Origin of the sequence: Streptococcus oralis SK610 (assembly GCF_000257455.1) — a bacterium.
GTDB lineage: Bacteria > Bacillota > Bacilli > Lactobacillales > Streptococcaceae > Streptococcus > Streptococcus oralis_CB.
Map to the genome: position 1 here is coordinate 58370 of NZ_AJKQ01000003.1, position 23102 is coordinate 81471.

Below are 23102 nucleotides of genomic sequence, written 5' to 3' on the forward strand. Positions count from 1 at the left end.
TATGGAAATAGAAATTTCTGATTTCACAGGTTGCAAAATTGCCCTCTTTTGTGAGGATAGGATTTTAACTATCTTACGCGATGACAAGCCCAGCATTCCTTGGCCTAATATGTGGGAGTTACCAGGTGGTGGCCGTGAGGGGAATGAAAGTCCTTTTGAGTGCGCGGCGCGTGAAGTTTACGAAGAACTAGGAATTCATCTGACTGAGGATTGTCTGCTTTGGAGTAAGGTTTACCCAAGTATGCTTTTTGAGGGAAAAGAATCCGTCTTTCTAGTTGGCAAGTTAAGGCAGGAACAGTTTGATAGTATCGTCTTTGGCGATGAGGGACAGGGCTACAAACTGATGAGTATTGAGGAGTTTCTTAGCTCAGATAAGGTTGTGCCCCAGTTGCAGGACAGGGTGAGGGATTATTTGGAGGAGAATTATGATAACACTTGAGAGATCAAGGGCGGAAGATTTAGAAACGATTATTGCCATTCAAAGAGCCAGTTTTAAGGCGGTTTATGAGAAATACCAAGATGAGTATGATCCTTATCTGGAGGACCGCGAACGAATCAAGTGGAAACTGGTAGAACGTCCTAATAGCTATTATTACTTTGTGAAAGAAGATGAAGAAAAGATTGGTTTTTTACGAATTCAGACCAATGAAGAGTTGACGGAGGCTTGGTTGGGAACGGCAGCGATTTTACCCCAGTATCAAGGAAAAGGTTATGGTTCTGAGGGATTGAGATTGCTGGAAAAGGAATTTTCGACTATTAAACAGTGGGATTTGTGTACGGTATTACAGGATGCGGGCATGGTCGCTTTTTATGAGAAAAATGGCTACTGCCAAACCCATATCGAACCTGAAAAAGAAGGTATGGATATGGTCTACATGAAAAAATTGATTGACAAATAGAAAGGATGGTTCGGTTACATTTCTAAACTGAACCCGCCCTAAACACTGTGCCAAAAAGATAAACTTCTCATAGACACAAGCGTCTTCAGAGAGTTTCCTATTTTGGCTTTGTGTTTTACGGGCTTGGTATCTTAATTATGGAAACATGGCAAGAGTTAAAAGTTACAGTGAAGCGTGAGGGAGAGGAATTGGTTTCCAATCTCTTGATTGAGCTGGGAGCGCAAGGTGTTGCGATCGAAGACAGTATGGACTATGTGGGGAATATCGACCGTTTTGGTGAGATTTTCCCAGAGGTTGATCAGCAGGAAGAAATTGTGGTGACCGCCTACTATCCGAATATGGTTGATGTGGCAGTGGTTGAGGCGGACTTGCAGGCTCGTCTAGCAGAATTGACAGACTTTATGGATTTGGGTGAGGTCAAGATGGGGACGACTGCCTTGGCTGAGGAAGACTGGGCAGACAACTGGAAGAAATATTACGAGCCCGCCCGCATCACTCATGACTTGACCATTGTGCCGTCTTGGACGGACTATGAGGCGACTACGGGAGAAAAGATTATCAAGCTAGATCCTGGTATGGCCTTCGGAACTGGAACGCATCCAACCACTAAGATGAGTCTTTTTGCTTTGGAGCAGGTTCTTCGTGGTGGCGAAACTGTGCTGGATGTGGGGACAGGTTCAGGTGTCCTTTCCATTGCTAGTTCACTTTTGGGTGCCAAGGAAATTTTCGCCTATGACCTGGATGACGTGGCTGTTCGTGTGGCTCAGGAAAATATTGAGCTCAACCCTGGCATGGAAAATATCCATGTTGCTGCTGGAGATTTGCTTAAGGGGGTTGAGATTGAGGCAGACGTGATTGTGGCTAATATCTTAGCGGATATTCTCATTCATCTGACGGATGATGCTTATCGCTTGGTCAAGGATGAAGGCTATCTCATCATGAGTGGCATTATCAAGGACAAGTGGGACATGGTACGTGAGTCAGCTGAGTCAGCTGGTTTCTTCCTTGAAACCCACATGATCCAAGGGGAGTGGAATGCCTGTGTCTTCAAGAAAACCAAGGATATTTCTGGTGTGATTGGAGGCTAGCATGCAGCAGTATTTTGTCAAGGGTAATGCTACCTCGCCTGTCACCATTGAGGACAAGGAAACCAGCAAGCACATGTTTCAGGTCATGCGCCTGAAAGAAGATGATGAAGTGACCTTGGTCTTTGAGGATGGTATCAAGCGTTTGGCGCGCGTGCTAAATGTGGAAGCCCGTCAGTTTGAATTGCTCGAAGAATTAGCTGATAATGTAGAACTACCAATCCAAGTGACCATCGCATCCGGCTTTCCCAAGGGAGACAAGCTGGAGTTCATCACTCAAAAAGTGACGGAACTGGGAGCTAGCCAAATCTGGGCATTTCCTGCTGACTGGTCCGTCGCCAAGTGGGATGGTAAAAAATTGGGCAAGAAAGCCGAAAAACTAGAAAAAATTGCCCTTGGAGCAGCCGAACAAAGCAAGCGTAATATCGTTCCAAGTATTCAGCTTTTCGAAAAAAAAGCAGACTTTCTAGCCCAGCTGGACCAGTTTGACTCTATTGTAGTAGCCTATGAAGAATCAGCAAAAGAAGGAGAAACCGCTGCGCTTCTGCAAGCAGTCACTGGTCTTGAAACAGGAGCCAAATTGCTCTTTATCTTTGGCCCAGAAGGCGGTCTCTCACCTGTGGAAATCGAAAGTTTTGAAACCAAAGGAGCTGTTCTTGCAGGACTTGGTCCTCGCATTTTGCGAGCAGAAACAGCCCCGCTTTATGCCTTATCAGCCCTTAGTGTATTATTAGAATTAGAGAAATAAGAGGAAGAAAATGGAACAAAAACACCGTTCAGAATTTCCAGAGAAGGAACTTTGGGATTTAACCGCCCTATACCAAGACCGTGAGGATTTCTTGCGTGCCATTGAGAAAACACGCGAAGATATTAACCAATTTAGCCGTGACTACAAGGGCAATCTTCACACTTTTGAGGATTTTGAAAAGGCCTTTGCGGAATTGGAGCAAATCTATATCCAGATGAGCCATATCGGCAATTATGCTTTTATGCCTCAGACGACAGACTATAGCAATGAAGATTTTGCCAACATTGCCCAAGCTGGGATGGAATTTGAAACAGATGCCAGCGTAGCCTTGACTTTCTTTGACGACGCTTTGGTAGCAGCAGACGAGGAAGTCTTGGACCGTTTGGGTGAACTGCCACATTTGACAGCTGCCATTCGTCAGGCAAAAATCAAAAAAGCCCACTATCTTGGGGCAGATGTGGAAAAGGCCTTGACCAATCTGGGCGAAGTTTTCTACAGTCCACAGGATATTTACACCAAGATGCGAGCTGGGGACTTTGAAATGGCTGACTTTGAAGCCCATGGCAAGACCTACAAAAACAGCTTTGTGACTTATGAAAATTTCTACCAAAATCACGAGGACGCTGAGGTTCGTGAGAAATCCTTCCGTTCCTTCTCAGAGGGACTTCGTAAGCACCAAAATACAGCTGCGGCAGCCTACTTAGCTCAGGTCAAGTCTGAAAAACTCTTGGCTGATATGAAGGGCTACGACTCAGTTTTTGACTATCTTCTGGCTGAGCAAGAAGTGGATCGTGCCATGTTTGATCGTCAGATAGACCTCATCATGAAGGACTTTGCACCAGTAGCTCAGAGATACCTCAAGCATGTTGCCAAGGTCAATGGTCTTGAAAAGATGACCTTTGCAGACTGGAAATTGGATTTGGATAGTGCTCTTAATCCTGAAGTGACTATTGACGACGCCTATGATTTGGTCATGAAGTCAGTTGAACCTTTGGGACAAGAATATTGTCAGGAAGTTGCTCGCTATCAAGAAGAACGTTGGGTGGACTTCGCTGCCAATAGTGGCAAGGATTCTGGCGGTTATGCGGCGGATCCATATCGCGTGCACCCTTATGTCCTCATGAGCTGGACAGGCCGTTTGAGCGATGTCTATACCTTGATTCATGAAATTGGGCATTCTGGTCAATTTATCTTTTCTGACAATCATCAGAGTTACTTTAATGCCCACATGTCTACTTACTATGTCGAAGCGCCGTCAACCTTCAATGAATTGCTTTTAAGTGATTACTTGGAGCACCAGTCTGACGATCCGCGTCAAAAACGCTTTGCCCTTGCTCACCGTTTGACAGACACCTACTTCCATAACTTTATTACTCACCTCTTGGAAGCAGCCTTCCAGCGCAAGGTTTATACATTGATTGAAGAAGGAGAAACCTTCGGAGCAAGCAAACTTAACAGCATTATGAAGGAAGTCTTGACGGATTTCTGGGGAGATGCCATTGAAATTGACGACGATGCGGTGCTCACTTGGATGCGCCAGGCCCACTACTACATGGGCTTGTATAGCTACACCTACTCAGCTGGACTAGTCATCTCGACAGCGGGTTACCTTCATCTGAAACATTCAGAAACTGGAGCCGAAGACTGGCTCAATCTCCTAAAATCAGGTGGTAGCAAGACACCGCTTGAGTCAGCCATGATTATCGGAGCGGATATCTCAACAGATAAACCACTCCGTGATACCATCCAGTTCTTGTCTGATACAGTTGACCAGATTATCGCCTACAGTGCCCAGTTGGGAGAGTAAGGGTATCCAGTGTCGGATTTAAGACGGTTTATCGATAAGATGAATACACAAAAATCACCTGTTTTAGGTGATTTTTTCATGCTTTAAAGATTTATTCAAATTTTCCTTTATTGGCTTCATTTGAAGCCTTCATGCTAATTTGTAAAAGGTTGGCGAGATTTTCATTATCAAGGCTAGCTTCTCCATTATTATCCACTTTTATGGCGAGGTAATGAGTGTTGCGATCAAGATAATCCATTCCCTCTAAGTCGACATAGTTATTTGCATTAAAATCAAGAGCCGCTAATTGATAAACAAATCGAATATTTAGAGCTTTAGCATAGTCTGTTTCAAGAACTTTTTGTTGTTCTTCTGCCAGTCCTTGAAAGAATTCGAGACTGTCTGTGTGATAGGATGCTTTGACTTCATATTGGTAAGTATCTACAGATGGGGACATAAATTTCAAATAAACCAAGTCGCCTTCTACCTTATAGTCCTCAAGAGTATAGGCACCTGCTTTTCCTAATGCATTAGTGTTGACCTTGAAAAACATTGGTGCATAAATTTTCAGAGGATATTTTTCTCCCTTATACTCAAAGATGGTATCATTTGAAAAATTCGGACGGATTTTAGTTAACTCAGGGACTAAATATTCGTTCCAAATCTTATCAAATAACTCTTCTTGATTGCTAGCACCCGCTGATTTCACAACTAAGTCAAAATTTTCTTGATTGACAAAGACAGCATCCACTAATTTGAGGGCTGTTTGAACCTTAGGATCAGAAATTTCCTTTTTCTTTTTTTCAAGATTCTCAGCCGCCTCTTTCGTGCGATCTAATGTTTTATTAAATTGACTGCCACTGTTGGTTTCAACAAAGGTTCTCTCATAGTTGGTAGGTTCAACTTTGGCATTCCAGTCAAATGAAGCAGCAGGACCAGTTACATCTTTCTTATGGTAGGTTGCTGTCTCTGTATTTGTAGTACCTTCTGTATTGCTTGGAGCAGTGGTTGATGGTTTAGATGAACAGCCGACGAGGCCAAATGCTAAAATCGTTGCAGTGGTTAGAAAATAAACTCTAAACTTTTTTCTCATGGTAGTCTCCTTTGCCATTGTTTTTATTTCATAATCCATTATACCATGAATATAGGATTTCTATATCTCAAATTGAAAGTGATATAACTTTTAACATGAAAGAAAGGGAAGTCAAACAGAATTACTTTGGTTTCTCGGAATCCAAGTGTCATACTAGCAGATAGCGTGTTTATATTTATGGTAAATATAATTTTATCTTTCGGTATAAACTAAGAATAGATTTTCTTCTGTTTACTAGATTTAGTTTTAAAAGTTACTTTTTGATATACTATAAATGAATTAAAGTTAACTGTTTTATTGAACATCATAAATAAGGAGAAGGTTATGAAAAAAAGCACTTTTCTCACAATATTACTTTTAGGGGGATTGATCATGATAGGATTGGCGGGATGTGGAAAAAATAAGAACAGTAGAGAATGGATTGAGAACAAAATCTCTGAGGTTAGTCGTGTCTATCCAACCGAGAATCTCTTTGACTTGTTTAAGCAATTTCCAGAAGGGTTTGAGATTGAGCAGGTCTATTTTAAAAAGAAAAGTGAAGGAATTGACGATTTTATCACAGAAATTAAGCTGAAAGGTGATGCGACATCGCATACAATAACAGGTACTCTTGCTAAAATTCCAGCGAAGGATGATGCACCAAAAATCGAAGAGGAGTTAGTAAGTGTTCAATATGTAGACAACAAATTTATTTTTTCTGATGAAGAAACCGCTAAAAAAATATGGAAGTTTGACAGATTTTTATTTCAAAAGTTGACTTTAAATAAAACAGAATTTTCTAAGTTAAGATTAAAAGAGAAATCGTATAATAACGTGACAAATGGTTTTAGTATTTTATATTTTACAGAAAACGAGGTAATAAATAATTATTTTCATAAAAATGATTCTGAAACATCCGTACTAGAGATTGGAAGTTCTCTACAAAACGAGGGTTATTACTACTACTCAATTTTACTAGATTACAATGATGGCTATTATTTTAGAGAAACAGTATCAAATGCGGAGGTATATAATGGCCAATAGTGGAATTCCAACTTTAGATGCGTCTAATCTGACTTACGAATTTGAACAAGATGCAAGGAAATGTTGCTTTTATGGTATACTATAAGGGAACTATGATTAGTTGTTTTATTGAATATCATAAGTAAGGAGAGGGTTATGAAAAAACGCATATTTCTCACAATGTTACTTTTAGGAGGATTGATCATGATAGGATTGGCAGGGTGTGGAGAAAATAAAAATAGTCGAGAATGGATTGAGAACAAAGTCTCCGAGGTCAGTCGTGTCTATCCAACCGAGAATCTTTTTGATTTGTTTAAGCAATTTCCGGAAGGGTTTGAGATTGAGCAGGTCTATTCTAAAAAGAAAAGTGATGGAATTGATGATTCTATTACAGAAATTAAGTTGAAAGGTGATGCAACATCGCATACAATAACGGGTACTCTTTCTAAAATCCCAGCGAAGGATGATGCACCAAAAAGCGAAGAAGTAGTAGTAAGTGTTAAATATGTAGACAACAAATTTATTTTTTCTAATGAAGAAACCGCTAAAAAAATGTGGAAGTTTGATGGTTTCTTGTTTCAAAAACTTGGTATAGATAAAGAATTTTTAAGTAAATTATCATTAAAAAACAAACATTTTAACGGAAATAATGGTTCTTTTGATATAGATTATATTATTAAAAACACAACGATTAACCAATATTTTAATAAACAGCAACAAGTTGAAACAGTGCTAGGATTTGGTAGTTCTTTGAGGTTAGATGACTTTTATTACTATTCTGTTACTGTTGATTTTAATGATGGCTATTATTTTAAGGAGAGAGTATCGAATTAGGAGAGAAGTATGAGTAAAAAGGATACAGCGAATAGTGGTATTGCTACTCTAGATGCAGCAAATCTGACTTACGAATTTGAGAATGTGCGAGTTAATCAACCTGAAATTGGACATGATGATAGAAAACAACTTCTTAATGCAGTAGACAGAAGTAAACCTCTCCCCTCCAACCTCCAATATCTAGATGATTTTCATGATGATTCCACTGGTACAAGTGGTACAGCCTTCCTAGATAAGGATAGTGGAGAGGTGATCATTGCCTATACGGGAACAAATCCTAATGCGGACATAGCGACAGATGTCGCGACAGATGTCGGTGGTATAATCATGGCGTTCGGTTATCATTATGATGAAGCTTTCAAATTTTATGAAAGGATTCGACAGAGATACGGTGATAACATTACTCTAACAGGACATTCTTTAGGAGGGAACATCGCTCAGAGGGTGGCCTTAGAGTATAACGCTCCGCGTACTGTGGTATATAACGCAGCGCCTCTCTACTTAGAGGGCCTTATCGATTCTAAAGATAGAATCATAGATTATCTAACTCCTTGGGATTCGGCAAGGGAGAAAATAATCAATAAAGAAAAGACATTCACAGGTCAAGTGGTAAGAATTCGAACACAGGACGACTTTCTTAACAATATCTCAATGCCTTTTTTGGGTGTCTACTTGGGAGAAGATTATTTGCTTGAAAATTCTGGTGGGCACAATATTGACCCAGATATTACGGGTGATAAAAATCAAATTAACCAAATCAAGGATATTTTGGAAAAACAGAGTCCAGAAAAAATGACTGGACTTGAAAAGAAGAACTATGAGACCCTGAAGAAATTACAAGGTGTTAAAAACGGACTTCTAAAACAGTTGAATACTAAATTTTTATCAGATGGTAGTATAAGTAGCCATGAGATGTTTTTCTTGGACAGCGTCCAAGCAACAGCTGTTGCGATGGCAATGACAGAGAGTGTCAGTAACGGACACAGCGAGATTGAGGCAGTGGCGAAAAAAGCTGTTACAGATGCTGAAACACTCTACGATAAAAGTAAGGAAGTTCCCTGGTTTGTAACAGAGTTAACTTATGATGAGATAGAGGATGTCTATGCAGAAGCTGGGGTAACGTATGATAGTATTGTGGGTGAGACTCAGAGACATTTTGATGAAAAAGTAAGTAAATCAGCTGCGATTGTAAAAGCCTTTACGGATTTGGAAACCAACATTCAGAAAGGTGTTGAACAGGCAGTTGAAGGAGACGAAAGCTTAGCAAGGGATATTAATCAATGGACAAACTAGAAGAAATCCAAATTAAAATAAAAAAGCAAGAAGATGGTCTTTTGTCCTTGGAGGATGACTATAGAACTGCTAAGAAGAAAATAGAAAAATCTTATGAAAATTTGGATGATAATCGTTCTCAGTTAACAAGACTATATGAGGAGTTTGAAAACATTGCTTATGATTTTGGTAGACAGAATTCTGGAGATGAGAGCGCGCGCCACCAATTTTTGATACTCTTAGAATCTTATTCAGTTGAGACAAGGAGTGAGTATCTTCGTCAATATGCTAAAATAGAGGCAAAAGATGAAGAGTTGCAGACTCAGTACCGAAAAGAGCGCTCTCGCTTAGAAAAAGAGTTAGAAGAGAGTTATAGTCAAAGAAAAGACTTTTATGAGTTAGAAAGGAGGCAGAAGAAATGCTAGTGGATTTAGTCATAGATGCTTTGATTGGACCTATGTCAGAATCAGCCAGACGAGAAATCAAAAAAACATTAGAAAGAGCAGCTATCAAAGCATTTTGTGCTCCTCCTATAAAATCAGGTAGAAAAGGTATTGTAGATAAGTACGATGAGGAGATAGGGGTTCTTGCTATGACAAATAAGACAGCTGTAACGACTTTAACAGCTCAAATGGATAGTTCAATTAATGGTTTAGGACAAAAAGCAATTAGCGAGACTATTAGTAAAAATAGTGCATCTTTTGAAGATTTAACTCCGAAAAAGAAAAAATAGTTTTTTAACCATGCCCTATACCTTCTCGATTTCCCCCTCCAACTATTTTTCCAAATATTCCTCTTCAAAGACATCTGCGGATGACTTTTTGATAAGTTACTAGAAATGTAGAGGTACTTGAGATGCGTCGAAAATTACAAAGAAAAGTGATAGAAGAAAAACCAAGCTATAGCCAAGAAGAAATTCAGTGGTTGCTTGAGCATTTAGGAGATGCCTCTCCAGAAATTCGAGACGAACTTGTTTTTACGAGTTTGGCTAGAGGGATTCAAGAAGAGTTGTTTTCCCTTGAGCAGTTTCAGTTTATCTCAGAAGAAGTCTCATCTGATGAAGGTTTATACAAAGAGATTGATAGTAGAGGGGTTTCAACTCTTAAACGTTCTTTTAGGGCGCTTATTTATGCAAATCTATTGTCTGTGGATGCCAACCAGAAATCGATTTTTTATCAGGGGTTGAAATCAGAAATTCGTAATATCCTTTTAAATCAAGGCTTGCACTATCTTTCAAAAGAAAAGGATACAACAGGTTTTTCAAGTCAGTATGGTTGGGTTCATACTTTTGCGCATGGAGCGGATCTCTTGACGGAAGTAGTATGTCATCCAGATTTTCCTAAAAACAGAGATTATGAAGTATTTGATGTACTTGGTCAATTATTTAAAAGAATTCCCATTCGTTTTACAAATGATGAGGATTGGCGCTTAGCGAGAGTACTTTATGAACCCATTTTGCAAGGAAAATTAGAGCAAGAGCGAGTAGCTTCTTGGATGAAAACTGTTGACTTTCCGATAGAAGAGACCGAAGATTTTTATAAATTTTCCAATTTCAGATCCTGTCTGTTGGAAGTCTATATCCAACTTGACCAGAGAAATAGTATACAAGATGCCTTGAAAGAAGCCATTCAATCTTTTCAGTACTAAGTCTAAGCGAGTCGTTTCATGATTTTCAAATAAATTTCCAGTCAATTTTCTTGAAACCCTTTCCTTCTTTTGATAGACTAATACATAGTTTGAAAAAAAGGAGATTTATCATGAAAAAATTTGTTGCTGAATTAATCGGTACTTTTATGCTTGTGTTCATTGGAACAGGAGCTGTTGTTTTTGGAAATGGTCTTAATGGCCTTGGACACCTTGGAATTGCTTTTGCCTTTGGTTTAGCAATTGTAGTTGCAGCTTTCTCAATCGGAACTGTTTCAGGTGCTCATTTGAACCCAGCTGTTTCGATTGCTATGTTTGTAAACAAACGTTTGTCATCTTCAGAGCTTGTAAACTACATCCTTGGACAAGTGGTTGGAGCTTTCCTTGCGTCAGCTGCAGTATTCTTCCTCTTGTCTAACTCAGGCATGTCAACTGCTAGTCTTGGTGAAAATGCCTTGGCAAACGGTGTCACTGTCTTTGGTGGTTTCTTGTTTGAAGTCATCGCAACTTTCTTGTTTGTTTTGATTATCATGACTGTAACATCAGCAAGCAAAGGAAATGGCGCGATTGCTGGTTTGGTAATCGGTTTGTCATTGACAGCCTTAATCCTTGTGGGATTGAACATTACTGGCCTTTCAGTAAACCCAGCTCGTAGTTTGGCTCCAGCTGTCTTGGTCGGTGGCGCAGCCCTTCTACAAGTATGGATTTTCATCCTTGCACCAATCGTTGGTGGCGTTCTTGCAGCACTTGTTGCGAAAAACTTTCTTGGAACAGAAGAATAATTGAAATTCAAAAAGCCTTGCTCCTCAGTTTGAGGAACAGGGCTTTTTCGTATGATACTTTTCGAAAATCTCTTCAAACCACGTCAGGTTCCATCTGCAACCTCAAAACAGTGTTTTGAGCTGACTTCGTCAGTCTTATCTACGACCTCAAAGCAGTGCTTTGAGCAACCTGCTGCTAGCTTCCTAGTTTGCTCTTTGATTTTCATTGAGTATGAGTTTAGCGGTTGTCAATTTTCTCTGGATAAAGGTCGTGTTGGAAGAGACGCTGTTCTGCCAATCCTTCATACTTAGTTCCAGGTCTACCGTAGTTGTAGTAAGGGTCGATTGAGATGCCACCGCGCGGAGTGAATTTTCCCCATACCTCTAAATAGCGAGGATCTAGCAGATTAACCAAGTCTTTTCCGATGGTGTTGATACAGTTTTCGTGAAAATCCCCATGATTTCGATAGCTAAAGAGGTAGAGTTTGAGGGATTTTGATTCGACGCAGAGCTTGTCAGGAATGTAGGAAATATAAATGGTCGCAAAGTCTGGCTGAGCCGTAATAGGACAAAGCGAGGTAAATTCAGGACAGTTGAATTTGATGAAATAGTCATTTTCCACATGACGATTGTCAAAAGATTCGAGGACTTCTGGTTGATAGTCAAAAATGTAGTTGGTTTCTTTGTTGCCGAGGAGGCTAAGATTTTTCATTTCTTCTTGTTGTGACATGATTTTTTCTTTCTAATTTAAACACCACGTTGGTTGTCGTAGAGGAGGGTATGAAGTTGAGGAAGGACGCGGACATTGCCCCAGCTATCGTCAGTAGCGACACGTTCCCAGAGTTCTTTGAGTCGGTCTAGTTGGTCTTGGACAATATTACCTGTAGCCTTGGGTTCAGGATTTCCTGCTGATAAGAAGAGAACATCTGGTTGGTAGCGTTCTTGAATCCCTTTGGCAAAGGCCAAATCTGCATCGTCAAAGACAGGGATTTTAAAGGTGACCTTGCCTGGGTCCAGTTGGGAAACGATAAAGTCCAAGGTTTCAAAGTTGACTTCCATCTTGGATGAAGGAGGTTTGGGGCTCAGAGTGACCTGGTCAATATCTTTTAACCAATTTTGCCAGCGGGAGCCTTGGGTCTCAACAGCTAGAGTGACACCGCGTTCTTTGAGCTTGGTGACGAGTTGAGCCATGTTGGATGCTAGGATAGCAGGATTTCCGCCAGACAAGGTAACGTAGTCGTAGTTTCCCAATTTATCTAAGGCAGCAATGACTTCGTCAGCCGTCATGCGAGTTGGTTTTTCAGAACCATCCCAAGTAAAGGCGGAGTCACACCAGTCGCAGTGGTAGTCGCAACCAGCAGTGCGGACAAACATAGTTTTCTGCCCAATAGCACGACCTTCACCTTGAAAGGTTGGGCCAAAAATTTCCAGAACTGGTAGTTTGAGGACACGTTCCCTAGTCATCTAACCACTCCCGTCTAAACTCTGCAAAGGCGGTCGGAGTTTCATAGAGGCGAACGTATTCCAAACGGAGACCGCGCTCGTCTGGCAACTCTTGACTCATAGTTTGGAAAATCCAATAAACCATATTTTCAGCAGTCGTGTTCATATAAGGCAGGGTTTCATTGAGATAGCGATGATCCAAGTGGGGCTCTAAGTGGTCCTTGTAGATAGCTTTGATGTCTCCAAAATCGTAGGTCATGCCACGTTCATCTAAAAATCCACTGACAGCAATCTGCAGATGATAGGTGTGGCCGTGCAGGGACTTGCATTTTCCCTCATAGTGAAAGAGGTGGTGGGCAGCGTCAAAGGTAAATTCTTTTGATACCAAGGTTCTATGAGGGTTGTAGACAAGAGGCTCCCCAGTTTCCTGTTTGATTTCTTTGGGTGCAAAAAACATTAGGACTCTCCTTTCTGTGAGAGATAAACATCTAGTCCATGCTGACGTAGATGGCAGGCTGGGCAATCTCCGCAGCCACTACCGATAATCCCATTGTAGCAGGTCAAGGTCTTTTCACGAACATAGTCAAAGGCACCGAGTTGGTCGGCTAATTCCCAAGTTTCAGCCTTGTCTAGCCACATGAGAGGTGTTTGGATAACGAAGTCGTAATCCATGGCAAGGTTGAGGGTGACATTGAGAGATTTGACAAAGACATCCCGGCAGTCAGGGTAGCCTGAGAAATCTGTCTCGCAAACACCTGTCACGATATCATTAATACCTCGTTGCTTGGCAAGAACTGCCGCAAAGGATAGAAAGAGGTGGTTGCGACCGTCAACAAAAGTATTGGGAACCTCTCCCTCTTTTTGCTCAATCTCCAGATCAGAGGTCAAGGCATTTTCAGTGATTTGTCCCAGCAGAGACATATCTAAGATGTGATGACGAATGCCCTGTTCCTTAGCGATTTCTCTAGCAACTTGAATTTCGAGATGATGGCGTTGGCCGTAGGCAAAGGTGACGGCTTCGACTGTTTCATAGTGTTCTTTAGCCCAAAAGAGGCAGGTTGTGGAATCTTGACCGCCGCTAAAGACGACCAAGGCTGAATGACGTTTCATAGTACTCCTTCTAAAATGGGAAATGTTCAGAGCACGCAAAAAGCTCCCTTGAGGGGAGCTAAAAAATACCAAGTAGAGGTTTTTTTTAGCGATGGCATGTCCCAAACATCGTAATATTCTACCTACAGTCTAGCATATTTTTTGAAAAATGGCAAAGGGTAAGAAAAAAGAGACCAAATGAAGTACATGGTCTCTCGTGTGATTAGCTCAATTCAGCAACGATGGCCTTGATTTGTTCTGCTGTGTGAACACCTGCAACTTGTTTCACCACTTGGCCGTCTTTTTTGAAGAGAAGGGTTGGGATAGACATGATTCCAAAAGCACGAGCTGTATTTGGATTTTCATCAACGTCCATTTTAACGATTTTCAAGACATCTTCTGAAAGTTCTTCAGACAATTTATCCAAGATTGGACCTTGCATACGACATGGACCACACCAAGTTGCCCAGAAGTCTACCAAGACCAAACCGTCTTTTGTTTCTTGTTCAAATGTTGCATCTGTAATTGCTTTTGCCATTGTATTTCTCCTTTTTTAGTTATATTGGCTTAAATCTTGTTTCATGAGATAGAAGAAAACATCTCCATAAGTCCCATGGTAGTCCAAATCATGACCATTGTAGGTTAATTTTTGGACAGTATAGTAATCAGCAACGCCGATGAGGCAGGCGTGTTGAGAACGTTCAAAGTCTTGGTAAGACTCGAAAGTCATGGTTCTCTCTTGCTTACTGGCGTCTAGATAAGTAATTTCGATCATATAAAACTCCTTTGTTCGATCTTGACTTTATTGTACTCCTTGAAAAGAGGAATGTCAAGAAAAATGATTGCGCACGCAACTTTTTTAAAAAATCTGATTAAGAAATGAAATCAAGACTCGTTTCCAGTCTTTCTTCGACGGCTTTTTGCAGGTAAGCTAGGGTGGTTTGTCCCTCGTCAGTCAGGCAGATAAAACTAGCCCGTCTATCCTGATCGCAACATCTGCGACTAAGCAAACCGCAGTTTTTCTCTTCTAATCGTGCCACCATTCGAGAAACAGCGCTCGGACTGAGATGGAGTTTATCGGGTAAATCAATCTGTCGTAAGGATTTTTCATCGGCTAGATCCAAATAGTAGAGCAGGTAAAACTCTTTCAAGTTCAGCCTTTGTTCACTCTGCTGGGCAATAGTTTCTTCCAACAAGGCTTCCATTTCTTTTTGATGGCGGTTGTAGTCAAACCATTTTTCTAAGTAGGTCATTGCTTTCTCCTTTCTTTTCAAAGTAAAAATCACAAAGTCATTAGTGACTGTTTCTGCAATACAAGATGATTGCGCATGCAATGATTATACTACTTTTAACTAATCCGTGCAAGAGAGAAGAATTGCAATATTTCCTTGAAATTTTCTGAAAAAAGAGTAAACTGGTATGCAAGAAGTCTATTTCGTGGAGTTTAGAATGAAATTATATGTTCAATTAATGATTCTCTTTGTGATTTCATTGATCGGTGAGGGAATCTCCAGTTTCTTTCATCTGCCCATCCCAGGCAGTATTATCGGCTTGATGATTCTCTTTCTAGCCCTGCAGTTCAAGTGGTTAAGGACCAGGCATGTCAACATGGTGGGGAATTTTCTGCTGGCCAATATGACCATTCTCTTTTTGCCGCCAGCGGTGGGAATCATGGAAAAGTTTGATGTGATTGCTCCCTATCTCTTGCCCATCGTCTTGATTGTCTTTTTTGCGGCTGTCATCAATATTATCCTCATAGCAGTGGTAGTTCAGTTCATCAAGAGACGATTTGAGGGAGATTATGAGAAAGGAGATGCCAAATGAGTGAATTTGTTTCCAATCCCCTGTTTGGACTTGCCCTGTCTATCCTTGCTTATCTAGTGGGGATGTTGATTTATAGACGTTTTCCCCATCCTTTGACAACGCCCTTGCTTTTGTCGGCTGTTTTTATCATTATTTTTCTAAAGGTGACTGGTATTTCTTACCAAGACTACTATCAAGGTGGGGTTTATCTGAACAATTTGATTGTTCCGTCAACAGTGGCTTTAGGGATTCCGCTTTATAAGAGTTTTCATCTGATGAAGCACCATGCTCGAAGTATTCTCTTTGGTAGTCTGCTAGCAGTGATCGTCAATACTAGTTTTACGGCCTTAGTTGCGAAAATCTTTGGCATGGACTTTTTCCTAGCCATTTCTCTCTTTCCCAAGTCAGTGACGACAGCCATGGCAGAGGGAATCACAGAAAAATTGCAAGGTTTGACGACTGTGACCGTGGTTGTTGTTGTGGCAACTGGGATTTTAACCAGTGTCATCGGACCAACCCTTTTGAAGTGGTTGAAAATAGACGATCCAGTGGCTGTTGGTCTTTCCCTTGGTGGAACAGGTCACGCAGTTGGAACGGGAACGGCTTTTCGCTACGGTTCTGTAGCAGGAGCCATGGGTGGCTTGGCTATCGGTATTACTGGTATTCTCTACGTATTTGTAAGCCCCATCGTAGCTAGTTTGATATTGAGTTAAAAAGCAAGGAAGCTGAGTTCCTTGCTTTTTTCCAATTTTATTTTGTAAGGATTTACTTTTCTTTGCTTAAATGAATGACTTGGTCGTAGCGTTTTAAGTCCTCGTCTGTATAATGGTGAATGACTTCAATGACTGTCTGAGGTAGCGAGAAGAGGAGGTCGCTAATCTTTTTGCTATTCTCTAAGTCAAGATTGGCCTTAATCTCATCAGCCAAGATGAGTTGGCTGTCGTGATAGAGCGCGCGAGCGATTTCGAGTCGTTGTTTCTCGCCACCAGACAGGCTATCGTTGCTAAGAGTTCGATTTTTCAAATGTTCTAAACCAGTTGTCTTGAGGATATGATTCAACCTTTCTTGCTTTTTAGTCATTCCTAGAAGGATATTGTCTTCCAGAGACAGCGTGTCAAAGTAATGGCTATCTTGGAGGATATAGGAGCTAACGCTCGTGATTTCTTGGCGTGATAGGCTTTGGCCAGCAAATGCAATCCGTCCACTGGTCGCAGCCAACTCTCCATGAATGATATTGAGTAAAGTCGTTTTTCCAGAGCCACTTTCACCGATAATGGCAATCTTTTCTCCTTTCTTGATGTGCATGGAAAGAGGGGATAAAAGGACCTGTCCCTCTTTTTCTAGAGAGATATTCTCTAGTTGGACGGGATAAATGTTTTGGAAGGTGCTAGTAGAAATAGGACTAGAATTTGTGAAAAGTACTTGGTACTTTTCACAGAGGTATTGAGTTGCTTTTCGGGTGTTAGTAAAGTAGGCTAATTCTTGGAATTGATAGCCAATATTATGAGAAACGAGATAAATGGCTACAAAACTAGCTGCGTTTAAATAACCATAATAGGTCATAAAACCGCCAATGACAATAGGGGCAACGGAGCAAAAGGCATCGATGCTATTGATAAAGAGACTGTTTAGGGTACGTTGTTTCTCATATCGTATTTCCGCATCCAAACTAGTCTGTAACTGATTTTGATAGCGAGCAAAAAAGAAGTCCTGTCCCTGATAATGACGAATCTGTTGGCTACCGCCAATAAAATTTGTCAAGCTTGATAAGTAGCTCTGGTTAATAGTGGATCGCTTTTCAGAAAGTGAATCTAAACGCTTAGATCCGATGGCACTACAGAGGACAGGGACGGAGTAGAAGAGAATAAAAATCAAGCCTAGGTAAAAATTAGTCCACAGGGCATATAGAATGGAGACGGTTGTGAAACCAAGAGAAGAAATAATGATAACGGTTGGCTCAATATAGCTCTTTTCTAACTGGTTGACGTCGTTTTCTAAATCAGACAAAATATCCTTTTCATCAATATCATAACCGCTGAGGAATCGCTTGAAAATAGCGCTTTTAATTCCATATCTGAAATCAGTAATCAAACGAGCGTAGTAATAGCGTTTTCCAGCTAGCCCCAGTAAGAGGATGAGGTTTCCAAGGATTCCCAGAATCAACACTTTCCAAAGAAGTTCCAGTTCTTGATTGGTAAAACTAGCAACGATACTCTGAATGAGCGCTGGCGTAATAATCGCTTCCAGCCATGTGATTGCAATCGAAAAGAAGTAAAGTGTTAAGTGTTTCTTTGCAACAAACGTTCTAAGCATAAAGAGCTCCCTCCTTATCAATATACAGTAATCACTTTTAAAATTATTATACTCCTTTTTATCCACATTTTCATACAATATATCTAAAAGAAAAGATCTAGCGATACAGAGTCGCTAGACCTTTAACTTATTGCAAGTTAACCTTGTTTTTCAAGATATAGTAGGTACCGAGATAGTAGATAGCTGATAAAAAGAGATCGCGCAGAATTTCTGTACCAATCATCATGTTAAAGTCATTTTCAATTCGGAAAAAGAGAGAAACATAACCAATGACGATGGCAATGACGATATAGGCTAGAATCCCCATAGCTGTTCGATACTCATTAAAGAGTTGTCCGATAGAGATGGAGAGGTAGATGGATAAAATCCATGCGATCGAACCTACAAACAGTGATAGCGCATACAGCCAGCCGTAGCTGAGGTAAGGGGAAATGAAGTTATAGAGGGCAGTGAAGTCTTTTTCTATTGGTGTTAAGAAGAAGATAATCAATATACTCAAGATAAAGACGATATAGCTTAAGATGGACCAGACAAGACCACCTAAAAGTTTTGCGATGATGATTTGGTGCTCAGAGACAGGCAAGGTCAGGGTCAAGTACCCTTGGCGGTCATAAACACTGCCCTTGAATCTTCGGATGATTAAAAAGATTGTTGCAATCCAAAGAGTGACGCTGAGTCCTCCAAAGACTAGTACTAAAAAGAAGATGAAATAAGCAGCATTGTTAGGATTGTAACTCTGGCTAAGGCTGCTAATAAAAGCTCCAATCAAAACTGAAATTGCAAGCACAGCACCGTAGAGTGCCAGATACCATTTATTGACATTTTTAAATTCATAACGAACTAGATTCCAAAACATAATAATCTCCTTTGCTTAGGCTTTAAATTCCTGGCGGAAGAGCTGGTCAATTGATTCACCTGACTCGTAACGAATATCATCAACATTTCCTTGGCGGACGACTTTTCCGTCTTTGAGGAAGATAATCTCATCCAAGATTGGCTCAATATCTGAAATCAAGTGGGTTGAAATTAGCACCGTAGAAGTTGGGGAATAGTTGTTGATGATGGTATTGAGGATATAATCACGGGCAGCTGGATCCACGCCTCCGATTGGTTCGTCCAGAACGTAGAGGCGGGCTTCACGGCTCATAACCAAGATGAGTTGGACCTTTTCCTTGTTCCCTTTTGATAGTTTCTTGAGGCGACTGTTTTCATCAATACCGAGATCGGCTAAAAGGTGTTGGGCTCTTTCGAGATTGAAATCCTGGTAGAAGGTTTTAAAATAGGTTAGAGCATCCTTAACCTTCATCTCTTCATTGAGGTAGGTTGTATCTGGTAGGTAGGAGACGATCGCCTTGGTAGCAGGACTTGGATCCTGTCCGTTAATGAGGACACGTCCTTTATTTGGTTGAAGGAGACCATTGATCAGTTTGATCAAGGTTGTTTTTCCGGATCCGTTTGGTCCAAGGAGCCCGACAATCTTTCCGGCTGAGATCTCTAGTGAGATATTGTCAAGTGCCGCGGTTGCTCCATATGATTTTGTTACATTTTCAAGTGCTAGTAGTGTCATAGTCTTAAACTCCTTTAATATAGTCGCTTAATACATTTGGCAGTTCTTCTTTTTTGTAGCCAAATTGAAGCATGCAAGAGACGAATTGTTGCAGTTGCTCCTCGGAAAGTTGTTTGCGGGACTGAAGGATGAGGTCCAAATCCTCGGTGACAAAACGACCAGTTGTCCGCTTGCTGTATACAAATCCTTCACGTTCAAGGTCAGACAAGGCGCGCTGAATGGTATTAGGATTGACCCCAGCCTCGCTCGCCAAATCTCTCACGGTAGGGAGCTGTTGGTTGGGTTCCAGTTCATGGGAAACAATCTGTAATTTGATTTTTTCCATAATCTGTAAATAAATCGGTTTTGTATTATCAAATGACCAGGACATCATAGTCTCCTTTCTTTGTCTTTGTTGTTCTAATTAAATAATACAATAAAACAAAAAACTTGTCAAGTAAAAATAAGAATTGTTTTGGGAATTGCTCAAAAAATGGTATAATGAAAAGAAAACGACAAGGAGGGAAATGCATGCGTTGTCCAAAATGTGGGGCTACCAAGTCTAGTGTTGTTGATAGTCGACAAGCCGAAGAAGGAAATACCATCCGTCGAAGACGTGAGTGCGACGAGTGTCAGCATCGTTTTACAACCTATGAACGAGTAGAAGAAAGAACGCTGGTTGTTGTCAAAAAAGACGGTACGCGAGAACAATTTTCGAGAGATAAAATCTTTAATGGGATTATCCGCTCAGCCCAGAAGCGTCCTGTGTCAAGTGATGAAATCAACATGGTGGTCAATCGCATCGAGCAAAAACTCCGTAGTCGCAGTGAGAATGAGATCCAAAGTGAATATATTGGGTCCTTAGTCATGGAAGAATTGGCAGAGCTTGATGAGATTACCTATGTTCGTTTTGCCAGTGTTTATCGTAGCTTTAAGGATGTGAGTGAGTTGGAGAGTCTGCTCCAGCAAATCACCCAGTCCTCTAAGAAGAAAAAGGAAAAATAGATGAAACCAAATGACCGTTTTTCTTTTCTAAAGAATAATCGGGTGTCGCAAGATACCTCTTCTCTGGTGCAGTGCTACCTCCCGATTATCGGTCAGGAGGCACTGAGCCTCTATCTATATGCCATTACTTTTTGGGATGGAGGGCAAAAAGAACACCTCTTTTCCCATATTCTCAACCATTTGAACTTTGGCATGCCGACCTTGCTCCAATCCTTTAAAGTCTTATCTGCCTTAGATCTGTTGACCCTTTATCAGAAGGGGGAGAACTATGAATTGCAGCTCCATTCTCCCCTCTCCAGTCAAGAATTTCTAAGCCATTCTGTCTATAGCAGATTATTAGAGAAAAAGATTGGGGATACTGCAGTCGCTTCCATGAAGCAGGCTCCAAGTGAGGGAGAAGCACTCTCTGTTTCTTTGAGTCAAGTCTTTCCAACCCTGACTGAAGAAGTGAAACCAAGCGAGTCTAAAAGCAAGTTAAAAAATGATTTTGATTTGGAACATTTCCAGCGCCTGATGGCTCGAGATGGTTTGCGTTTTAAAGACGAGCAGGCGGATGTTTTGGAATTGTTTGCCATCGCAGATGAAAAAAAATGGACCTGGTTTGAAACCTATCAATTAGCCAAGGCGACTACAGTGGCTCAGGTTATTTCAGTCAAACGCATGCGTGAAAAGATAGCGCAAAAGTCAGCATCTTCTGACTTTAGCCCCAAAGAAATGACTATTATCAGGGAAGCCAAAAATAAAACTCCCCTGCACTTTTTAGCGGAAATCAAGCAAACGCGTAAGGGGAACATCACCCAGAGCGAAAGAGAACTCCTTCACCAGATGGCGTCTTTAGGCTTGTTGGACGAAGTCATCAATATCGTCTTGCTTCTAACTTTTAACAAGGTTGATTCGGCTAATGTCAATGAAAAATATGCCATGAAGGTCGCTAATGACTATGCTTACCAAAAAATTCGAACAGCAGAAGAAGCTGTGCTTCGGATTCGAGAGCGTCAGCAAAAAGGCCAGGAAGACCAGAAACCGAAAACTAGCTCGACTAAGACAAATGTTCCTAAGTGGAGTAATCCAGAATATAAAAATCAAACCAGTGAGGAAACTCGTCTGGAACTAGAACGTAAAAAACAAGAAATGTTAGCCCGATTAGAAGAAGGAGGAGACTAGATGGAAAGTGTTGGTGATGTAATCAAACGTCAGACAAGTCGTTTTCAGTATCAGGACTTGGTCCAGCAAATCATGAAGGACCCCGATGTAGCGGCTTTTATCCAGAAAGAATCCCTCAGCCAAGAGGAGTTAAATCGCAGCATCTCCAAGTTCAACCAATATATCACAGAACGGGATAAGTTTCTTCGTGGGGATGCTGACTATATAGCGCGTGGCTACAAGCCTATCTTGGTCATGAATCACGGCTATGCAGATGTATCTTATGAAGAAACACCAGAGCTAATCGCGGCTGAAAAAGAGGCGGCCATCAAGAATCGTCTCAAGTTGATCAATCTACCAGCAAGTCTTAAGAAAGCAAAATTGGCTCAGATTGACCTAGATGATCTAGGACGCTTGCCGATTTTTGAGAGACTCTATGCCTTTGTTGACCTTTACCCAAGTATCCGAAAAGGTCTCTATCTTTACGGAGATTTTGGTGTTGGCAAGAGTTTCATGATGGCGGCTTTGGCTCACGACCTATCGGAAAAACGTGGTGCTTCAACAACCATTCTCCACTATCCAAGTTTTGTCATTGATGTGAAAAATGCCATCGGTGAAGGATCTGTGAAGACCTTGGTAGATGAGATCAAGTTAGCAGAAGTCTTGGTCTTGGATGACATTGGTGCAGAGCAGTCAACCCCTTGGGTGCGTGATGAGATTCTACAAGTCATTCTCCAGTATCGTATGCAGGAAGATTTGCCGACCTTCTTTACTTCCAACTTTAATTTCCAAGATTTGGAAAAACATTTTGCCAAAGGAAAGAATGGGAATGATGAGACTTGGGAAGCTAGACGGGTTATGGAACGAATCCGTTATTTGGCTGAGGAGACAAGACTAGAAGGAGAAAATCGCCGATGACAGAAACCATTAAACTGATGAGAGCCCATACTTCAGTTCGTCGCTTTAAGGAGCAAGAGATTTCTCAAGAACACTTAAATGAAATCTTGATTGCTGCTCAAATGGCTTCATCTTGGAAAAATTTCCAATCTTACTCTGTGATTCTTGTACGTAGTCAAGAGAAGAAAGATGCTCTTTTTGAATTGGTTCCTCAGGAAGCCATTCGCCAGTCAGCAGCCTTTTTGCTCTTTGTCGGTGACTTGAACAGAGCTGAAAAGGGAGCAAGCCTTCATACGGACACTTTCCAACCCCAAGGAGTGGAAGGTCTCCTCATCACGTCTGTGGATGCTGCGCTTGCGGGGCAAAACACCTTGCTTGCGGCTGAGAGTCTGGGATATGGTGGTGTGATTATCGGTTTGGTCCGTTATAAGTCAGAAGAAGTGGCAGAGCTTTTTAACCTGCCTGACTACACCTATCCTGTTTTTGGGATTGCCCTTGGCGTGCCAGATCAACAACACGATGTCAAACCAAGACTGCCTTTGAACCAAGTGGTTTTTGAAGAAGAATACCAAGAACAGCCAGTAGCAGCGATTTTGGACTATGACAAAGTTCAGGCAGACTATGCTGGTGCGCGTGCGACGACCTCTTGGAGTCAGCGTTTGGCAGAGCAGTTTGGTCAAGCCGAACCTAGTTCAACTCGGAAAAATCTAGAACAGAAAAAGTTATTGTAGAAAGTGAG

30 protein-coding genes are annotated in these 23102 nt (G+C 41.1%); 18 read left to right on the forward strand and 12 right to left on the reverse strand.

Annotated features, from left to right (window positions below; genetic code table 11):
• Window position 1 precedes the first annotated feature (1 nt).
• The 5 genes from HMPREF1115_RS03120 (at window position 2) to pepF (ending at window position 4539) form a co-directional block, all read left to right on the forward strand.
• A complete protein-coding gene (locus HMPREF1115_RS03120) occupies window positions 2–439 on the forward strand; it encodes an NUDIX hydrolase (RefSeq protein WP_000401983.1) in 438 nt (145 codons plus the stop codon).
• Window positions 426–899, forward strand: a complete 474-nt coding sequence (locus HMPREF1115_RS03125; RefSeq protein ID WP_000631232.1) for a GNAT family N-acetyltransferase — start codon at window positions 426–428, stop codon at window positions 897–899. Before HMPREF1115_RS03120 ends, HMPREF1115_RS03125 begins: the two co-directional genes overlap by 14 nt.
• Window positions 900–1036: 137 nt before the next feature.
• On the forward strand, window positions 1037–1987 hold the full coding sequence (gene prmA / locus HMPREF1115_RS03130; RefSeq protein ID WP_002881931.1) for a 50S ribosomal protein L11 methyltransferase: 951 nt from the start codon (window positions 1037–1039) through the stop codon (window positions 1985–1987).
• A 1-nt stretch (window position 1988) separates the two neighbouring features.
• Complete coding sequence (locus HMPREF1115_RS03135; RefSeq protein ID WP_001188175.1) at window positions 1989–2732, forward strand: 16S rRNA (uracil(1498)-N(3))-methyltransferase; 744 nt, start codon at window positions 1989–1991, stop codon at window positions 2730–2732.
• Between the two features lie 10 nt (window positions 2733–2742).
• Complete coding sequence (gene pepF / locus HMPREF1115_RS03140) at window positions 2743–4539, forward strand: oligoendopeptidase F (RefSeq protein WP_000435597.1); 1797 nt, start codon at window positions 2743–2745, stop codon at window positions 4537–4539.
• Window positions 4540–4630: 91 nt separating this feature from the next.
• Here the strand turns inward: pepF and HMPREF1115_RS03145 are convergent, their stop codons facing one another.
• Window positions 4631–5611 carry a hypothetical protein gene (locus tag HMPREF1115_RS03145; protein ID WP_001227414.1) on the reverse strand — a complete coding sequence of 327 codons (981 nt, stop codon included), beginning with the start codon at window positions 5609–5611 and terminating at the stop codon, window positions 4631–4633.
• A 324-nt stretch (window positions 5612–5935) separates the two neighbouring features.
• Between HMPREF1115_RS03145 and HMPREF1115_RS03150 the strand changes: the two genes are divergently transcribed.
• From HMPREF1115_RS03150 to HMPREF1115_RS03180, 7 genes are all read left to right on the forward strand, one after another.
• Window positions 5936–6634 carry a hypothetical protein gene (locus HMPREF1115_RS03150; protein ID WP_000749825.1) on the forward strand — a complete coding sequence of 233 codons (699 nt, stop codon included), beginning with the start codon at window positions 5936–5938 and terminating at the stop codon, window positions 6632–6634.
• 135 nt (window positions 6635–6769) lie between these two features.
• A complete protein-coding gene (locus tag HMPREF1115_RS03155; RefSeq protein ID WP_000745945.1) occupies window positions 6770–7447 on the forward strand; it encodes a hypothetical protein in 678 nt (225 codons plus the stop codon).
• A 9-nt stretch (window positions 7448–7456) separates the two neighbouring features.
• Window positions 7457–8740 (forward strand): alpha/beta hydrolase family protein, encoded by a 1284-nt coding sequence (locus HMPREF1115_RS03160; protein WP_000037151.1) that lies wholly within the window; start codon window positions 7457–7459, stop codon window positions 8738–8740.
• On the forward strand, window positions 8728–9144 hold the full coding sequence (locus HMPREF1115_RS03165; protein ID WP_000359226.1) for a hypothetical protein: 417 nt from the start codon (window positions 8728–8730) through the stop codon (window positions 9142–9144). Before HMPREF1115_RS03160 ends, HMPREF1115_RS03165 begins: the two co-directional genes overlap by 13 nt.
• Window positions 9138–9452, forward strand: a complete 315-nt coding sequence (locus tag HMPREF1115_RS03170; protein WP_000959512.1) for a hypothetical protein — start codon at window positions 9138–9140, stop codon at window positions 9450–9452. The genes HMPREF1115_RS03165 and HMPREF1115_RS03170 overlap by 7 nt, the downstream gene beginning before the upstream one ends.
• 122 nt (window positions 9453–9574) lie before the next feature.
• On the forward strand, window positions 9575–10366 hold the full coding sequence (locus HMPREF1115_RS03175) for a DUF2785 domain-containing protein (protein ID WP_001253151.1): 792 nt from the start codon (window positions 9575–9577) through the stop codon (window positions 10364–10366).
• A gap of 110 nt (window positions 10367–10476) precedes the next feature.
• A complete protein-coding gene (locus HMPREF1115_RS03180) occupies window positions 10477–11145 on the forward strand; it encodes an MIP/aquaporin family protein (protein WP_000714822.1) in 669 nt (222 codons plus the stop codon).
• Between the two features lie 217 nt (window positions 11146–11362).
• On the opposite strand, the gene queF is transcribed toward HMPREF1115_RS03180, so the two are convergent.
• The 7 genes from queF to HMPREF1115_RS03220 all read right to left on the reverse strand — a co-directional run bounded on the left by queF (window position 11363) and on the right by HMPREF1115_RS03220 (window position 14909).
• A complete protein-coding gene (queF, locus tag HMPREF1115_RS03190) occupies window positions 11363–11854 on the reverse strand; it encodes a preQ(1) synthase (RefSeq protein ID WP_000082582.1) in 492 nt (163 codons plus the stop codon).
• Between the two features lie 17 nt (window positions 11855–11871).
• Complete coding sequence (gene queE, locus HMPREF1115_RS03195; protein WP_000196455.1) at window positions 11872–12588, reverse strand: 7-carboxy-7-deazaguanine synthase QueE; 717 nt, start codon at window positions 12586–12588, stop codon at window positions 11872–11874.
• A complete protein-coding gene (gene queD / locus HMPREF1115_RS03200) occupies window positions 12581–13024 on the reverse strand; it encodes a 6-carboxytetrahydropterin synthase QueD (RefSeq protein ID WP_000464562.1) in 444 nt (147 codons plus the stop codon). Before queD ends, queE begins: the two co-directional genes overlap by 8 nt.
• Window positions 13024–13677, reverse strand: a complete 654-nt coding sequence (gene queC, locus HMPREF1115_RS03205; RefSeq protein ID WP_000820631.1) for a 7-cyano-7-deazaguanine synthase QueC — start codon at window positions 13675–13677, stop codon at window positions 13024–13026. The genes queD and queC overlap by 1 nt, the downstream gene beginning before the upstream one ends.
• A 202-nt stretch (window positions 13678–13879) precedes the next feature.
• The gene (gene trxA, locus HMPREF1115_RS03210; RefSeq protein ID WP_001029581.1) at window positions 13880–14194 is read right to left on the reverse strand and encodes a thioredoxin; all 315 of its coding nucleotides are present in this window, start codon (window positions 14192–14194) and stop codon (window positions 13880–13882) included.
• 15 nt (window positions 14195–14209) lie between these two features.
• Window positions 14210–14431, reverse strand: coding sequence for a DUF4649 family protein (locus HMPREF1115_RS03215; protein WP_000570263.1), 222 nt, complete (start codon window positions 14429–14431; stop codon window positions 14210–14212).
• A gap of 97 nt (window positions 14432–14528) precedes the next feature.
• A complete protein-coding gene (locus HMPREF1115_RS03220; protein WP_000221641.1) occupies window positions 14529–14909 on the reverse strand; it encodes a MarR family winged helix-turn-helix transcriptional regulator in 381 nt (126 codons plus the stop codon).
• A gap of 196 nt (window positions 14910–15105) precedes the next feature.
• Between HMPREF1115_RS03220 and HMPREF1115_RS03225 the strand changes: the two genes are divergently transcribed.
• Window positions 15106–15480, forward strand: coding sequence for a CidA/LrgA family protein (locus tag HMPREF1115_RS03225; protein ID WP_002879833.1), 375 nt, complete (start codon window positions 15106–15108; stop codon window positions 15478–15480).
• Window positions 15477–16172 carry an LrgB family protein gene (locus HMPREF1115_RS03230; RefSeq protein WP_001288950.1) on the forward strand — a complete coding sequence of 232 codons (696 nt, stop codon included), beginning with the start codon at window positions 15477–15479 and terminating at the stop codon, window positions 16170–16172. Before HMPREF1115_RS03225 ends, HMPREF1115_RS03230 begins: the two co-directional genes overlap by 4 nt.
• Window positions 16173–16224: 52 nt before the next feature.
• On the opposite strand, the gene gggC is transcribed toward HMPREF1115_RS03230, so the two are convergent.
• From gggC to HMPREF1115_RS03250, 4 genes are all read right to left on the reverse strand, one after another.
• The gene (gene gggC, locus HMPREF1115_RS03235; protein WP_000946536.1) at window positions 16225–17772 is read right to left on the reverse strand and encodes a streptosactin export ABC transporter GggC; all 1548 of its coding nucleotides are present in this window, start codon (window positions 17770–17772) and stop codon (window positions 16225–16227) included.
• A gap of 127 nt (window positions 17773–17899) precedes the next feature.
• Complete coding sequence (locus HMPREF1115_RS03240) at window positions 17900–18628, reverse strand: hypothetical protein (RefSeq protein WP_000498773.1); 729 nt, start codon at window positions 18626–18628, stop codon at window positions 17900–17902.
• A 15-nt stretch (window positions 18629–18643) separates the two neighbouring features.
• Window positions 18644–19339, reverse strand: coding sequence for an ABC transporter ATP-binding protein (locus tag HMPREF1115_RS03245; RefSeq protein ID WP_000173188.1), 696 nt, complete (start codon window positions 19337–19339; stop codon window positions 18644–18646).
• A gap of 4 nt (window positions 19340–19343) precedes the next feature.
• Entirely contained in the window at window positions 19344–19709 is a 366-nt protein-coding gene (locus HMPREF1115_RS03250; RefSeq protein WP_000119117.1) for a GntR family transcriptional regulator, read from the reverse strand.
• Between the two features lie 140 nt (window positions 19710–19849).
• Between HMPREF1115_RS03250 and nrdR the strand changes: the two genes are divergently transcribed.
• The 4 genes from nrdR to HMPREF1115_RS03270 are packed head-to-tail and all read left to right on the forward strand — an operon-like array spanning window position 19850 to window position 23094.
• On the forward strand, window positions 19850–20323 hold the full coding sequence (gene nrdR / locus HMPREF1115_RS03255; RefSeq protein WP_001203678.1) for a transcriptional regulator NrdR: 474 nt from the start codon (window positions 19850–19852) through the stop codon (window positions 20321–20323).
• Window positions 20324–21487, forward strand: coding sequence for a DnaD domain protein (locus tag HMPREF1115_RS03260; RefSeq protein WP_000803922.1), 1164 nt, complete (start codon window positions 20324–20326; stop codon window positions 21485–21487).
• Window positions 21488–22384: a primosomal protein DnaI gene (gene dnaI, locus HMPREF1115_RS03265; protein WP_000446492.1), complete on the forward strand. Its 897-nt coding sequence runs from the start codon at window positions 21488–21490 to the stop codon at window positions 22382–22384.
• Window positions 22381–23094, forward strand: a complete 714-nt coding sequence (locus tag HMPREF1115_RS03270; protein ID WP_000140867.1) for an NADPH-dependent oxidoreductase — start codon at window positions 22381–22383, stop codon at window positions 23092–23094. The genes dnaI and HMPREF1115_RS03270 overlap by 4 nt, the downstream gene beginning before the upstream one ends.
• Window positions 23095–23102: the final 8 nt, after the last annotated feature.

Excerpts from the sequence above, each read along its gene's own strand:
- HMPREF1115_RS03120 (WP_000401983.1), top strand. The coding sequence starts at position 2 with ATGGAAATAGAAATTTCTGATTTCACAGGTTGCAAAATTGCCCTCTTT.
- HMPREF1115_RS03125 (WP_000631232.1), top strand. The coding sequence starts at position 426 with ATGATAACACTTGAGAGATCAAGGGCGGAAGATTTAGAAACGATTATT.
- prmA (WP_002881931.1), top strand. The coding sequence starts at position 1,037 with ATGGAAACATGGCAAGAGTTAAAAGTTACAGTGAAGCGTGAGGGAGAG.
- HMPREF1115_RS03135 (WP_001188175.1), top strand. The coding sequence starts at position 1,989 with ATGCAGCAGTATTTTGTCAAGGGTAATGCTACCTCGCCTGTCACCATT.
- pepF (WP_000435597.1), top strand. The coding sequence starts at position 2,743 with ATGGAACAAAAACACCGTTCAGAATTTCCAGAGAAGGAACTTTGGGAT.
- HMPREF1115_RS03145 (WP_001227414.1), bottom strand. The coding sequence starts at position 5,611 with ATGAGAAAAAAGTTTAGAGTTTATTTTCTAACCACTGCAACGATTTTA.
- HMPREF1115_RS03150 (WP_000749825.1), top strand. The coding sequence starts at position 5,936 with ATGAAAAAAAGCACTTTTCTCACAATATTACTTTTAGGGGGATTGATC.
- HMPREF1115_RS03155 (WP_000745945.1), top strand. The coding sequence starts at position 6,770 with ATGAAAAAACGCATATTTCTCACAATGTTACTTTTAGGAGGATTGATC.
- HMPREF1115_RS03160 (WP_000037151.1), top strand. The coding sequence starts at position 7,457 with ATGAGTAAAAAGGATACAGCGAATAGTGGTATTGCTACTCTAGATGCA.
- HMPREF1115_RS03165 (WP_000359226.1), top strand. The coding sequence starts at position 8,728 with ATGGACAAACTAGAAGAAATCCAAATTAAAATAAAAAAGCAAGAAGAT.
- HMPREF1115_RS03170 (WP_000959512.1), top strand. The coding sequence starts at position 9,138 with ATGCTAGTGGATTTAGTCATAGATGCTTTGATTGGACCTATGTCAGAA.
- HMPREF1115_RS03175 (WP_001253151.1), top strand. The coding sequence starts at position 9,575 with ATGCGTCGAAAATTACAAAGAAAAGTGATAGAAGAAAAACCAAGCTAT.
- HMPREF1115_RS03180 (WP_000714822.1), top strand. The coding sequence starts at position 10,477 with ATGAAAAAATTTGTTGCTGAATTAATCGGTACTTTTATGCTTGTGTTC.
- queF (WP_000082582.1), bottom strand. The coding sequence starts at position 11,854 with ATGTCACAACAAGAAGAAATGAAAAATCTTAGCCTCCTCGGCAACAAA.
- queE (WP_000196455.1), bottom strand. The coding sequence starts at position 12,588 with ATGACTAGGGAACGTGTCCTCAAACTACCAGTTCTGGAAATTTTTGGC.
- queD (WP_000464562.1), bottom strand. The coding sequence starts at position 13,024 with ATGTTTTTTGCACCCAAAGAAATCAAACAGGAAACTGGGGAGCCTCTT.
- queC (WP_000820631.1), bottom strand. The coding sequence starts at position 13,677 with ATGAAACGTCATTCAGCCTTGGTCGTCTTTAGCGGCGGTCAAGATTCC.
- trxA (WP_001029581.1), bottom strand. The coding sequence starts at position 14,194 with ATGGCAAAAGCAATTACAGATGCAACATTTGAACAAGAAACAAAAGAC.
- HMPREF1115_RS03215 (WP_000570263.1), bottom strand. The coding sequence starts at position 14,431 with ATGATCGAAATTACTTATCTAGACGCCAGTAAGCAAGAGAGAACCATG.
- HMPREF1115_RS03220 (WP_000221641.1), bottom strand. The coding sequence starts at position 14,909 with ATGACCTACTTAGAAAAATGGTTTGACTACAACCGCCATCAAAAAGAA.
- HMPREF1115_RS03225 (WP_002879833.1), top strand. The coding sequence starts at position 15,106 with ATGAAATTATATGTTCAATTAATGATTCTCTTTGTGATTTCATTGATC.
- HMPREF1115_RS03230 (WP_001288950.1), top strand. The coding sequence starts at position 15,477 with ATGAGTGAATTTGTTTCCAATCCCCTGTTTGGACTTGCCCTGTCTATC.
- gggC (WP_000946536.1), bottom strand. The coding sequence starts at position 17,772 with ATGCTTAGAACGTTTGTTGCAAAGAAACACTTAACACTTTACTTCTTT.
- HMPREF1115_RS03240 (WP_000498773.1), bottom strand. The coding sequence starts at position 18,628 with ATGTTTTGGAATCTAGTTCGTTATGAATTTAAAAATGTCAATAAATGG.
- HMPREF1115_RS03245 (WP_000173188.1), bottom strand. The coding sequence starts at position 19,339 with ATGACACTACTAGCACTTGAAAATGTAACAAAATCATATGGAGCAACC.
- HMPREF1115_RS03250 (WP_000119117.1), bottom strand. The coding sequence starts at position 19,709 with ATGTCCTGGTCATTTGATAATACAAAACCGATTTATTTACAGATTATG.
- nrdR (WP_001203678.1), top strand. The coding sequence starts at position 19,850 with ATGCGTTGTCCAAAATGTGGGGCTACCAAGTCTAGTGTTGTTGATAGT.
- HMPREF1115_RS03260 (WP_000803922.1), top strand. The coding sequence starts at position 20,324 with ATGAAACCAAATGACCGTTTTTCTTTTCTAAAGAATAATCGGGTGTCG.
- dnaI (WP_000446492.1), top strand. The coding sequence starts at position 21,488 with ATGGAAAGTGTTGGTGATGTAATCAAACGTCAGACAAGTCGTTTTCAG.
- HMPREF1115_RS03270 (WP_000140867.1), top strand. The coding sequence starts at position 22,381 with ATGACAGAAACCATTAAACTGATGAGAGCCCATACTTCAGTTCGTCGC.